This window comes from Pseudoalteromonas sp. S1650 (assembly GCF_005887195.1).
Lineage (GTDB): Bacteria > Pseudomonadota > Gammaproteobacteria > Enterobacterales > Alteromonadaceae > Pseudoalteromonas > Pseudoalteromonas simplex.
The window spans coordinates 1-13,212 of sequence record NZ_PNDF01000048.1; the positions used below are offsets into that span (position 1 = coordinate 1).

Genomic DNA, 13,212 nt, shown 5'->3' on the forward strand with positions numbered 1-13,212 from the left:
AATAAATTTCACGCCTACGTCAAAGACATTTATTTTCACAAAGAGGATAAGAGACGCTGCGCTTTAGAGGAAAACAACAAGTAATCCATTGTTTTACCTCATTATCTTCTCATTCTTTTCTCTTTGTGCAATATGTTTTAACGCGAAATAAATTTCACGCCTACGACAGCTTATGTCACATTTATATCGGACACGTGATCTGACTCGCTAACTTTACTCTCGTAACTAGAAACTCTGGTTTTAATCTGAAAGCTGACAGCTCTCTTCACTCTTTACCCTAGCAGCTTGCTAACTTTACTCTAGCAACTCGCTAACTCCCTAACCTAAAACCTATAACTCACACTGGCATTATACGAACGGCCTTGTCCGGCAAGTTGTTCAAAACCATTGCTCATGTCTTGCTTGTAATTAGCAATGCTTACACCGCCAAGTGGCTGTTGGTAGTATTCATCAAGTAAGTTGGTAATTGCTAACTTAAAGGTTAAATTTTGCCACGTTTTCTGACTTGAGATAGCCAATAGCTGATAACTGTCGGTTTGGTTTTCTAAACGGCGCTCATCAACATGAGTTTTACTATCAACCCATTGCCAGCTCAGTGCGTTTTGCCAGCCTTTGTATTCGTGCTCTAGGCTCAGCTCAGTGTGCAGTGGCATAATTTGATATAAGTCTTCATTGCTATCATCACGCTCACCATGAGTACTGGTTAGTGAGCCTTTTAATTGCCATTTTCCTGCTTGCTTTGAGTTGTAAAGCTCTACCAAGCCCGCCAGTTTTGCACCGTAAAGAGTGGCATCTAAATTCGTAAAGGTAAGAATATTACGCTTGGTATGCGCCATGTTGGTGCGATTAAAGCTCTTAGTCACTTCAGCATCAATATAATCATTTACTTGCGTGTACCAAACATTTGCCGTTACTTGCCAGCTATCGTCTTTGGCAAGTTTGGTGTAGCTAGAGCTCAATGTGTGAGCTGTTTCGGCTTCTAAATCTGGGTTACCAATGTAACCATTACCATCGCCAAACCAACCAATCATAGTGGTTGCCATCGTGCCTACACCCCAGCTGTAACGCTCATATAAATTAGGTGCACGGTTTTTACGAGCTAAACCAAATTGCAGCTCATCGTTGTTCGATAATTGATAGCGAGCAAGTAAGCTGATATCAACTAAGGTGTCGTCACGTTTACGGTCTAATTGGTTAAATTCCATCGCAGCTTGGGCGTCGGTTTTTGACATATCCATCATTGAGCCCATATTAGCCATACCGCTCATGCCACCTTCGTTATACGACTGCACTTCGCCAGTATCTGTGGTGACTTGCTCAACACGAACACCTGCCGACACCCACCATGCTTGGTTCACTTGGTTTTGGTACTCAGCAAACGCCGCGAGGCGGTCACGTTTGCCATCGTTAATGTTTACGTATTCATTTGGGCCCATCATCATTGACCCTGCAACCGCCGGCCACCAATCATCAATTCGATAACCGTAGTATTCTTGTCCAAGCATTAATGATGATTGTTTTGATAAATCAGTGCGCCAATGAACTTGATAACTGTAATCTTGTGCATCGGTATTCATTGGCATCATGCCGGTTTTCTCATTACTGAAAAAACCCATTTCGTGTTTTACATCATGCGCATTCACTTGCACCTGCAAATCACCATTTTCAAGCTCACGTTGATACTGAGCAACGAAACCATAGCTGGTGTTATCGGTCATATCCATGTATTGATTTGCAAAGCCTTGGTAAGGAATTTTTTGATGCGTCAGTTTAACTACAAGCTGTTGTTTCTCATCACGAACAGCGCCCGTTAACGCATGATTTTGCACTCGATATAAGGTATCAAGTACACGCTCACCATGCCCATCATCATAGCTGTTCGCATCTTCAAAGCTGCCTTGGTAAGACAAGCTAAACTGTTTGCTCGCAAGGCTGGCACCTAGCGCGTATGCTTGGCTATCGTTAACGCTTTTGTACTGGGCGGTAACATAGCCTGCGCGCCAGTTCACTGAGTCTGTATCACTAAATTCAGGGGCAATCGTATTAACTCTAATAACACCGGCAATATTATCACCGCCACTGCTTACCGGTGATACACCAGCAACAACACTGTAAGAGGCAATTTGGTTTGCCGACACATAAGAGAGTGGCGGGTTCATTTGGTTAGCACACGCTGCTGTAACATCAGCACCATCGACTAAAACTTTAACTCTATCGCCCATCATGCCGTTCATTACTGGCAAATTAGACACCCCTCCGGCTGCTGAAAAATCAACACCTAAATCTTTCAGTAACGCATCTGCAGAGCCAACTAGTTGATGGTTATTTTGGGCATGACCCTGTACCTCTATCACTTCAATAGAATCATCAGCAAAGGCAGAAATACTTAAAACACAGCTAAGTGCTGCAGCAATTTTGGAAAATAAAAAACCAGGGCGAGAAGATTGCGTGTTCATAACTCTTTTAAAATCAAAGCAAATAATTAATGACGCCGATTATAAAACTCATTAATTAGTCTGAACACGTGACATATTGTCGCACCCTGTCACAGGTAAATAACTTAGCGCAGCACCACTAATGGAATACGGCTATCTTCAAGCATTTTTAAGGTCGTGCTGCCTAAAAAGAACTGCCGCCATTTAGAGTGACCAAATGCGCCCATCACCATTAAGTCAACGGCGTGGTCACTTTTATACCGCCACAGCGCTTGGTAAACATCGCCATCGAGCATACGCGCTCTCACATTAAAGCCGTTTTCAGCCAACCTTGCTGAGGCAGTATCGAGTTTGTCTTGGCTGTGACCGTCTTGTTTATCAACCATCACCAAGTGGCAATCTAAGCCGGATAAAATACCGCCCTTGATAATTTGTGTAATCGCTTTGTCGGTACTTTCGCTGCCATCATAAGCCAGCATAAAGTTTGTGGGCTCATGAAATTGCGGCGGCACAATCGCAACCGGGGTATGTACCTGACGGATCAGCGTTTCAATATGCGAGCCCAGTACTTTAAAATCATCGTAATGGCCTTTACCAGAGCGGCCAATAATCATCACACGGGCATTGTCTTCATGTTCAAGTAAAGCATCAACAAGACTCATTGAAAGCTGCTGTTGCTCAATCTCGGTTAAGCCTGCATGCTCGGCTTTTTTCATTGCTTCATCTAGCAATAATTGACCGTGCTGCGACGCTACTTTGTTGCGCTCTTGCTCAAGTTTTGATAATTGCTCTAACAATGAAGTTTGCGAACCTAAACCAATAATTGCGGTTAAATCATCACTGCCCTGCGGCAAAGGTGGCTCTAAAGCATGCAGAAAATTAATTGGATGGCTGGAGCGCTTAGAAATCCAAATAGCCGTTTCTGTCACCGCATCGGTCATGCATGAACCGTCGATACAAGCAAATATCTTTTTCATTGCGCTCTCCTTTAAACCAATTTAGTTAACCAAGTATAGCTGGCTTTTTCTCTGTATTTATTTTGAACAGCAAAGACTTAAGAAGTTCAGGTTATTTTCTTATAGCAAACAAATATAGAACGTTCCAAAAAGTGCTGTATCAACCCCATTAATTTGTATTACAATAGCGCTGGGCACACATCTCTACTCCAGAACAAAGTATTTGTTACTGGCACTTTCAATTATCAAAAATCTATTTTGTTTTTAAATTTATTTTAAAGGAATTACATGACTAACGTAGCCAACTCCCAAGGCAACGCAAGCACGTTTACCATTCTGATAGTATTGGCTTTAGGCACATTCATTTTAGGCCTATCAGAATTTTCTATGATGCCAATGTTGCCCCTGATCAGCGAAACATTTTCGTCTACGCCAGCGCAAAGTGGTTATGCCATCAGCGCTTACGCGATAGGCGTCGTCGTCGGTGCACCGCTATTTATGATCACAACCGCCAACATGCGTAAGCGCAATGCACTGTTGATGTTTGTCAGTATGATGTTTTTATTCAATGGCTTAAGTGCTTTTGCAAACTCGCTTGAGCAACTTATTTTATTTCGCTTTTTAAGTGGTTTACCACACGGTGCCTACTTCGCCGCTGCTATTTTATTGGCTGCCGACATCGCCCCTGCCGATAAACGCGCAAGCTTTATGTCAAAAGTGTTTATGGGTTTAACCATTGCCACTATCGTTGGTGTGCCCATGGTCACCTTAGTGGGGCAAAACTTTAGCTGGCGTTATTGTTTGGCAGGCACCGCTGTACTTGCGTTAGTTGCCTTGGTATTGATTGTGAAATACGTACCTAACGTAAAAAATACCGCGCCAACATCGATTCTCGATGAGTTAAGTGTATTAAAGAACAAGCTCGTATGGACCATTCTAGGTATCATCATTATTGGTTTTGGTGGTGTATTTTGTGTTTACACTTACATTGCCGACACTATTTTAGAAGTCACCCATACCCCTGCTTACACTATCTCTATTGCTATGATCATGTTTGGTATTGGTTGTACTTTAGGTAACTACCTATTAGGTAAAGCCGCCGACCACTCACCGCTGAAAACCACAGGCGCAGCGCTAATTGGTGCAGTGGTATTTGCAGCCAGTTATGTAAGCGCAAGCCATAATATTTGGCTGTTATACGCGGTGATTTTCTTTATTGGTTTTAGTGTTGGTTTAGGTACCGTGATCCAATCGTTATTAATGGATGTATCACCACAAGGGCATGCCATGATTGGTGCGCTAGTACAGTGTGCGTTTAATACAGCCAATGCGATTGGCCCTTGGCTTGGCGGCATGGCTATTGCCGAAGGCGCACTCCCTAGTCAAACAGGCTATGTTTCGGCGGCATTATTCTTAGGTGGCTTTTTAATGTGGTCGTTAAGTGCGATGCAGATGAAAAAACAAAGCTGTAAGCCTTAAGCTGTCAGCTCTCAGTCTGATCGCTGAAGGCTGAAGGCTATCAGACTTACTCATCCTGAAATATCTCTTCGATACTCAGGTTAAATAAACGCGCGGCTTTAAATGCTAATGGCAAACTTGGGTCAAATTTACCTTTTTCAATCGCATTAATGGTTTGCCTAGACACATCCAAAAGCTCTGCGAGTTTCGCTTGGGTGTAGTTGTGCTCAGCACGAAGTACTTTCAAGCGGTTTTTCATTCTTCGCCCTCGTCGTTTAACTGCTTATTCATCATTAAAAGACTCACTAAATAGGTTAAACCCATAAAGAGCACGAGGTGCGATATATCTTCTTTAAAGCTAATTAAACCGCTTGATTGCACCACCGAGTAAGCTAAACCAAATACCAAGCTTGCACCCAAGGTAATGGCCATTGCATTAAGGTGCATACGCTGCTGCAGCTCATCCATTCCTTGTAGTTGTCGTTTGTTCGATAAAATCATCATGATGCCAACTACTACATTAATTAAGATTGCTACAACACTAAAAATAGCCTGCTCTTGCCATAAAAAGTGCGGCCCAAATGAGGCAATTGCTAATGTAATCACCCATGCTGATGTCCATTTAGCGAGGTTTAGCGTGTTCTGCTTATTACGTTGTTTAAAGGTTAATCCTGTTTGATTCATTATTCTCACCTTAAAAGTAAAGTAAACTTGACTAAAGATTAACCTAGCAACACAAAAAGTCAAACAAACTTTACAAAAAGTTTTATATACACGACATCAATATGATTTTTTAATGCCAGAAAAGGCAAGGCGCTTGCTGTTGATCTCATAATATTGTATTAATCAAAGAATTCCGTAATCGGTCCAATCGGACTGCGTTTCTAACAATAACAATGAAGATAACACTATGAATACGGCGCTGTTTTTCGTTGGCGAATGGCAAGTTACTCCGGCTACTAATTCAATCAGACGCGGTGAACAAACAAAGCATCTTGAACCCAAGGCGATGGATGTATTACTGCTGCTTTGCGAAAAACAAGGTGAGCTACTAACAAGTGAAGAAATTATCAGCCACTGCTGGCCAAATGTGGCGCTCGGTGACAACCCCCTACATAAAGTGATCACCCAATTACGTAAAGCCTTTGATGATAAAGCAAGTGATCCGCATTACATAGAAACCATTCGTAAACGCGGTTATCGGGTTATTGCCGAAATCAACTTTCCACTCAACGAAGAACAAAAAGCCAGCCAAACCAGTTGGCAAGGTGATTCGCCCTTTGTTGGCTTAAGTGCATTTGCACCAGAGCAAGCCGATGTGTTTTTTGGTCGTAACAAACAAATTGCCACTTTGCTACAGCGGGTATCGGCTCAAATAGAGTTTGGTCGCGCATTTTGCTTAATTTTGGGAGCCAGTGGTTCAGGTAAATCGTCGTTAGTTAACGCAGGTGTATTGCCCGCTTTAATGTCGAGTAATGGCTACGATGGCATTAGAGTACATAGTTACTGCCAACTCGACTTTGCCGATGTCAGCAAAGAGCGCTTACTGCTTGATTTAGCCTCAACCTTGCTCGATTTAGAAATAAACGACGCACCTGTACTTAGCGATATAAGCGCCGATGCGTTGGCTGAATTGTTATTAACAGATCCAGAACAGGTTATTTCCCGCTGTAAAGCAGCACTTGCAACGCTAAATAAAGAGTGCACTACACCCTATTTATTTTTATTTATCGACAGGCTCGAAGTGCTATTGTCATCACCTTTATTTAGCGATGACGAGCGCAACCAGCTGTTAGCACTTATTGAGCGCTTAGCAACAAGTGGCTGCATGATCATTTTTAGTGCCTGTCGTAATGACTTTTACCCGCAAGTAGTGAGTCAACCAAGTTTAATGGCAGGTAAAGCCAATGGCGCACACTTTGACTTATTAGCGCCAACTCGCTCTGAGCTTAAGCAAATGATCCGTTTGCCAGCACTTGCAGCAGGCTTAAGTTGGCAACATCACCCAGAGCATCACACACCGCTTGATGAACAACTTTGTAATGATACTGCCAATAACCCAGATGCATTGCCAATACTGCAATACACCTTGCAACAGCTTTATTTACAGCGAAGCCCAGACAACGAATTATTGTTTTCTGAATACCAAGCGCTTGGCACCATCGAAGGAGCTATCGGCCAAAAAGCCGAACAGGTATTTTGCCAATTACCCAAAGACCAACAAACTGAACTTGCTGCGGTTCTTTCAAAACTGATCACCTTAAATCCAGATGGCGAAACACTCACCAGCCGTGCAGCACATTGGAGCGAATTAACCAGCCCAGCTGCGACCAAGCTTGTTCAGGCTATGGTCGACAGCCGCTTGTTTGTGTCACACCTTAAAAATGAGCAAGCATGCTTTAGCCTTGCCCACGAAGCCCTGCTACGCCATTGGCAACGCGCCATAGATTGGGTGCAAGAACACCAACAAAGCTTAGCAATTCAAAGCCGTGTGCAACTTGCCACCGAGCGCTGGCTGCTTGAACATAAACACAGCGACTTTTTATTAGCCCAAGGCAAACCGCTGCAAGAAGCACAAAGCCTAGTTAAAAACCCTATGTTTAGCTTATCGAGCGACGACCAAGCGTTAATTAAAGCTTCTAACAACAAAGCGAAACGTAAAAAGCGCGTGTTACAAATAACGGCGGCTGCACTTGTGTGCTTAACCTTTATTGCCACATTTATGAGCGTGCGCAGCTATCACGCCGAACAAATAGCAAAACAAAAACGCCAAGAGGCCGAAAGTTTATTGGGTTTTATGGTCGGTGAATTTGCCGATAAACTCAGAAGCGTTAAGCGCATGGATTTACTGGATGGTATTAGCAACAAAGCCCTTGAGTATTTTACCAATCAAGACGAAGAAGCTGCTTCGTTGTTTGACTTTAGCGATAAACAAGCCGAGTTTAATAACCATTTTCAATACGCTCAAACCTTAGAGGCCATGGGCGAAGTCGCTTACTCTCGAGGCAAAACCGACGAGGCCTTCACGGCCTTTGAAAATGCGCGAACGCGCCTAGAATCATTACTAAAAATTCAACCCAACAACCTTGATGTTTTAATGCTTGCAGGGGCCAATGCCTTCTGGCTTGGGCAATTAAACTTTGATAGCAGTGACTACAATGCCGCCGAGCCTTGGATAAAACGCTACCAAGAGTACAGTGAAAAAATGTACACATTAGCACCCAATGACTTTAACTCGATTGTAGAGCTATCTTATTCTTACAACTCCTTAGGTTCACTGTATTTAAAACAATTTAATTACGCACTTGCAAAACAAAGCTTTACTGAATCTTTAAAACTTAAAAACCAAGCTCTTGCGCTTAAACCTGATAACAAAAATTTATTACGCGATAAGACAGATACTATAAGCTGGATTGCAACCACAGAAGAAAACCTAGGGAATTTAAGCGAAGCATTGCTCATGCTTGAGCAAGCTATTAATCAATTAGATTCTGTCCTAAAAATAAGACCTGATGATGCTAGCCTTCTTAATGATATTTTTAATATCTACATGCAACAAAGCTACCTTCTAAGTTATTTCCCGGACAAAAAAGATGCTTATCTGAAAGCTGAAAATGCAACAATCTCTATAAAAAAAGCACTCAGACAAGATCCTAATAACGTTAACTTCAAGCGTAAATATTATAGATCTCTTTCTTACCAACTAATGCTACTTGAAGATAACAAAACAAGTGACGAAGCTATTGAAGTAATTAATTACATTAATACCCTAACCTCTTCAAACCCAACCATAATTAACATTAGAATAAGTTTAATAAAATATTTTATAAATAGAAAAAATTACCAAAAAGCAAAGGAGTTACTAAATGAACTTGAAAACGACTCAGAATTTAAAGAAAGAATCAACAACACAAGAAAAATAGAAAACGAATCAATACTTATAAAGACATATTTAATAAAAGCAAAATTAGAAAAAGATCCTATTTCAAAAAGTGAATTTTGCAGAAAAGTTATAAGTACAACAGAAGAAAACAGTAGCGGTAGTAAAAGTATAAAAACAGTTTACCCTCTTATACAAGCTTATATCTGTTTAAATAAAGTAAGCGAGATAGAAAAAAATAAAAGTAAACTAATTGAGTTAGGCATTACTAACTTTGATCTATAAAAAACAACTAGAAGGTAATAACAATGAGCGAAAGTCAAACTTACAACTTTACAGTGAATGTTACACTTAACACTGAAAATGAAGCTGTATTTACATACTTCCAAAACGGTCAGCAAGTTTCTGGTGGCGGTACTGTCAACGAAAGAAACAGCCTAGGTATTTATACACTTGATGACGCAACATCTGAAGCGGGCTTTCAGTTTACAGGTGCTAAATTTGCAAACCTTGAAGGTGATTGCGAGCAAGACTTTAGCTTTAAAGTCACTAATGATGGCCAAACAATTGAAGTAGCCGATACTGATGAAAATAACGGTACTGCGTGTATGATTTTCATCGTTGAGTGCAATGGCACAAGCTATGAAAGTGCCGACCCGCAAATAAAAAATGATAAAGAAAACTAAAAACCTCTTGTGAAAAGCTCCTTTTTAGGAGCTTTTTTACATTACAAAACAAAAGATTAAAACCAGAAGATTACCAGAAGGTTAATTTGCACTTTTTTAAGTAACTTTATAGACACCAAAATCGTTTGCATCAGCAAAAAGGAAACGAACGTGTCTACTAATAAAAATGAACAACCAAGCACTGCAAAACCAGAAGCGAAAAACGCACTACCGCAGTCTATCAATTCAGAGCAACTTGCACTGATTGCACAAATGTTTCAGAACATTCCTGAAGGAGTGTTTATCATTAATGGCCAAGGCACGTTTGAATTTGCAAACCCGATGGCGGCTCAGCTTTTAGGTGACAACCAAGAAGCGTTAATCGGGCAAAACATTTTGCATTACCTACACGACACCGACCGTGATAAATACATGTATACCCTACTTAGCTGGTTAGACCATAAAGACTCGCCGATAAGCCTTGGGCCAAACGAAGTTAAAATAAACCGTGCCGACAGTAAAACCCTTGAGGCGGATTTATGTATATCGAGCCTGCCAAAAAATATTGCCGTTGCAGAAAATTTATTTATTTGTGTATTACACGATTTATCATCACACAAAGAGAAATATAATCGTTTAATTAAACAGGCTACCACTGACCATTTAACCGGCCTTGCAAATAGATTAACCCTTGAAGAGTCATTAAAAGAGCATTGGCAAGAAAGCGTACAAACCAATCAGGCTATTAGCACTATATTAATCGACATTGATTACTTTAAATTATTCAATGACCGATTCGGTCATGTAAAAGGCGATAAATGCTTACAAAAAGTAGCAAGTATAATAGCAGAGTCACTCCCTTCTCGCGATTGTTTAGCAGCCCGTTATGGCGGTGAAGAATTTGCTATTATATTACCCCGTTGTCAAAAAGACACAGCCGCCGCTATTGCTAAACATATTCAAATAAAAATAAATAACATGCCATTTACTGACATAGGATTACCGAGTGATTTTAGAATAAGTGTAAGTCAAGGAATTGCTTGCGAGTTCAATAATCAATATCGTACTTCAGAAGCATTAATTTGCGCTGCAGATACTGCTTTATACCGAGCAAAAACAGAGGGCAGAAATAAAATAAGCATTAGCGCGTAAACATAACAGTAACAATAAAAACATAAATTCAACAACAATCATAAGTAACACATATACTATATTTTAATGTTATTTGTTTGTTCCCGTTTCGTATTATAGACTAAATTCAGTTAGATAAGTCAGATGGGAACAATAATGACATTATTCAAAAAATTACCTTTGCAACTTGCAATCGCAAGTACGTTAGCTGCATCAGCGACTGCAATCGCTGCTGAGCAAAATACAGAAGATACAGCAAAAGATATTGAGGTTATCTCTGTTACAGGTACACGTAGGAGTTTACGTAGCCTTTCTGAAAGTACAGTGCCAGTTGATCTACTAACAAGCCGCGACTTAGCAAGTACTGGTCAGCTTGAAATTAGCCAAGTACTTGCTTCACAGTTACCAAGTTTTAATTACCCTAGCGCCACTCTTGCCGATGGTACTGATCATGCAAAACCAGCCGTTTTACGTGGCCTTGCTCCTGATCACACTCTGGTATTAGTAAACGGTAAACGTCGCCATGCAGGTGCACTATTAAATTTAGGTGGCACAGTGGGTCGTGGCTCGACGGCCGTTGATTTAAACAATATTCCTACTTCAGCTATTAAGCGCGTTGAGATTCTTCGCGATGGTGCTGCAGCACAATATGGCTCTGATGCCATTGCTGGCGTGATCAATATTGTACTAAAAGACGCTGATGAGGGCGGTAGCGTTAGCTACACTTACGGTGAATACGACACGCAAATGGCTGGCTCGCCGCAACTACTAAGCACAAGTGCTGATAACGATGGTAACTTGAGCTTTGCAAAAGGCAGTGATCGTAAATTAAACGATGGTATTTCGCGAACAGCAAGTGCGAATGCCGGTTTTGCTTTAGGTGATAGCGGCTTTATAAACATCTCTATTGAATCTCGCAATAACGAGCCAACAAACCGCTCGGGAATTGATCAACGCGAGCAATACAGTCGTGATGAAAATGGCAACCTAGACTCACGTGAATTTGATTTCGACCGTTACAATCATCGTTTTGGTAAAGCCGATATCGAAGACTATGCACTTTTTTATAATCTAGGTTACGAGTTTGATAACTCACTATCACTTTACTCGTTTGCTAGTTACTCAAACCGTAAAGGTAATTCGGCAGGCTTTTATCGCCGTGCCAAAGACTCTCGTAACTTAACCGAAGTATACCCTAACGGCTTTTTACCTGAAATAGATACGGATGTTGATGACTATTCATTTGCGATCGGTGTTAACGGCGAAACCAATGACTGGACATGGGATGTAAGTACCAATTATGGTCGCAACGATTTCGGCTTAGGGGTCAGTAATAGCTTAAATACGTCGATGGGTGTTAGCAGCCCAACTGAATTTGATAACGGCGCCCTTGTTTATGAGCAATACTTAATTAACATGGATGCCAGCAATACTCTTGACCTTGGCTTACCTGATGATGTGTTTGTTACCGTGGGCGCTGAGTATCGTCACGAAAATTATCAAATCAAAGCAGGTGAAGAGGCTTCATACATCACCGTATTGGATGACGATGGCAACCCTGTTGCTGCTGGTGGCGCACAAGTGTTAGCTGGTTTCTCTCCAGAAAGTGCAACTGACGAAAGCCGCCATAACATTGCGGTATTTGCTGAGTTTGATACTTACCTAACAACAGATTGGAATCTAGTGTTGGCTGGTCGTTTTGAAGATTACAGCGATTTTGGCAGCACTTTTACCTCTAAACTAGCTACGCGCTACAGCATTAACGAGTCATTGTCGTTACGCGGTGCAATTAGCACAGGTTTTAGAGCGCCTTCACTTGCACAAACTTCTTATAAATCAGTAAGTACTGTATTTGAAAACGGTATTCCAAGTGAGGTCGGTTTATTCCCAGTTGATGAACCTGCAGCCCAAGCTCTAGGGGCACGCAAACTTGATGCTGAAGAATCAGTTAATATGACGGCGGGTTTTATCTTTACGCAAGGCGGTTTTAGCCTGACGCTTGACGCATATCGCATTGAAATTGACGACCGTATCGTATTGTCTGAAAACTTAAGTGGTCCCGAAGTTGAAGCGATTCTAGCTGCAGCTGGTGAACAAAACACTCAAAGCGTTCGATATTTTACAAACGCTATTGATTCACGTACGCAAGGTGTTGATATTGTAGCTACCTACTCATTAGGTTTAGAAAACTATGGTGATTTACGCTTAAGTGCTGCGGTTAACTTTAACGACACAGAAGTCACACACGTTAAAGAAAACCCAGCAGAGCTAGAAGCACTAGGTGATAACTATCAATACTTCGCACGTCGTGAAATCACTCGCTTTGAAGAAGGCACTCCTGCTGATAAGTGGAACCTATCTGCAACATGGGATTATGAAAACTTTCAGACCACATTACGTGCAACCCGTTATGGCGAAGTCGTTGACACTTCAAGTACGCCTGAAGGTGATGAAATTATTGATGCTAAATGGATCACTGACTTAGAGGTAGCTTATCGTCCCGATGAGCAGTGGAAATTTGCATTAGGCGCTAATAACCTATTTGATCAGTACCCTCAAGATACTGTAAGCAATATAGGTTATAGTGATTTCAATCAAATTTTTACCTACAGTGCATTTACGCCATACAGTTTAGATGGTCGTTTTGTTTACGGTAACATCACTTATAGCTTTTAAAAAATAGGGCG

General features: G+C 41.3%; 9 protein-coding genes. 5 read left to right on the forward strand and 4 right to left on the reverse strand.

Annotation, left to right across the window (positions count from 1 at the left end; genetic code table 11):
- Positions 1 to 323: 323 nt before the first annotated feature.
- Complete coding sequence (locus CWB80_RS15195) at positions 324 to 2,456, reverse strand: TonB-dependent receptor (RefSeq protein WP_138599943.1); 2,133 nt, start codon at positions 2,454 to 2,456, stop codon at positions 324 to 326.
- 104 nt (positions 2,457 to 2,560) lie between these two features.
- A complete protein-coding gene (locus CWB80_RS15200; RefSeq protein ID WP_138599942.1) occupies positions 2,561 to 3,412 on the reverse strand; it encodes a universal stress protein in 852 nt (283 codons plus the stop codon).
- A gap of 267 nt (positions 3,413 to 3,679) precedes the next feature.
- On the opposite strand from CWB80_RS15200, the gene CWB80_RS15205 reads away from it, so the two are divergent.
- The gene (locus CWB80_RS15205; protein WP_138599941.1) at positions 3,680 to 4,870 is read left to right on the forward strand and encodes an MFS transporter; all 1,191 of its coding nucleotides are present in this window, start codon (positions 3,680 to 3,682) and stop codon (positions 4,868 to 4,870) included.
- Positions 4,871 to 4,916: 46 nt separating this feature from the next.
- On the opposite strand, the gene CWB80_RS15210 is transcribed toward CWB80_RS15205, so the two are convergent.
- Together CWB80_RS15210 and CWB80_RS15215 are read right to left on the reverse strand one after the other, a co-directional pair.
- Positions 4,917 to 5,108 carry a helix-turn-helix transcriptional regulator gene (locus CWB80_RS15210; protein WP_054551820.1) on the reverse strand — a complete coding sequence of 64 codons (192 nt, stop codon included), beginning with the start codon at positions 5,106 to 5,108 and terminating at the stop codon, positions 4,917 to 4,919.
- On the reverse strand, positions 5,105 to 5,533 hold the full coding sequence (locus CWB80_RS15215; RefSeq protein ID WP_054551821.1) for a hypothetical protein: 429 nt from the start codon (positions 5,531 to 5,533) through the stop codon (positions 5,105 to 5,107). Before CWB80_RS15215 ends, CWB80_RS15210 begins: the two co-directional genes overlap by 4 nt.
- Before the next feature lie 226 nt (positions 5,534 to 5,759).
- Here CWB80_RS15215 and CWB80_RS15220 point away from each other — a divergent pair, with 226 nt between their 5' ends.
- The 4 genes from CWB80_RS15220 to CWB80_RS15235 all read left to right on the forward strand — a co-directional run bounded on the left by CWB80_RS15220 (position 5,760) and on the right by CWB80_RS15235 (position 13,201).
- On the forward strand, positions 5,760 to 9,014 hold the full coding sequence (locus tag CWB80_RS15220) for an nSTAND1 domain-containing NTPase (RefSeq protein ID WP_138599940.1): 3,255 nt from the start codon (positions 5,760 to 5,762) through the stop codon (positions 9,012 to 9,014).
- Positions 9,015 to 9,037: 23 nt separating this feature from the next.
- Complete coding sequence (locus tag CWB80_RS15225; protein WP_138599939.1) at positions 9,038 to 9,415, forward strand: DP-EP family protein; 378 nt, start codon at positions 9,038 to 9,040, stop codon at positions 9,413 to 9,415.
- Positions 9,416 to 9,565: 150 nt separating this feature from the next.
- Positions 9,566 to 10,546: a GGDEF domain-containing protein gene (locus CWB80_RS15230; RefSeq protein ID WP_249362598.1), complete on the forward strand. Its 981-nt coding sequence runs from the start codon at positions 9,566 to 9,568 to the stop codon at positions 10,544 to 10,546.
- 135 nt (positions 10,547 to 10,681) lie between these two features.
- Complete coding sequence (locus tag CWB80_RS15235; RefSeq protein ID WP_138599938.1) at positions 10,682 to 13,201, forward strand: TonB-dependent receptor plug domain-containing protein; 2,520 nt, start codon at positions 10,682 to 10,684, stop codon at positions 13,199 to 13,201.
- Positions 13,202 to 13,212: the final 11 nt, after the last annotated feature.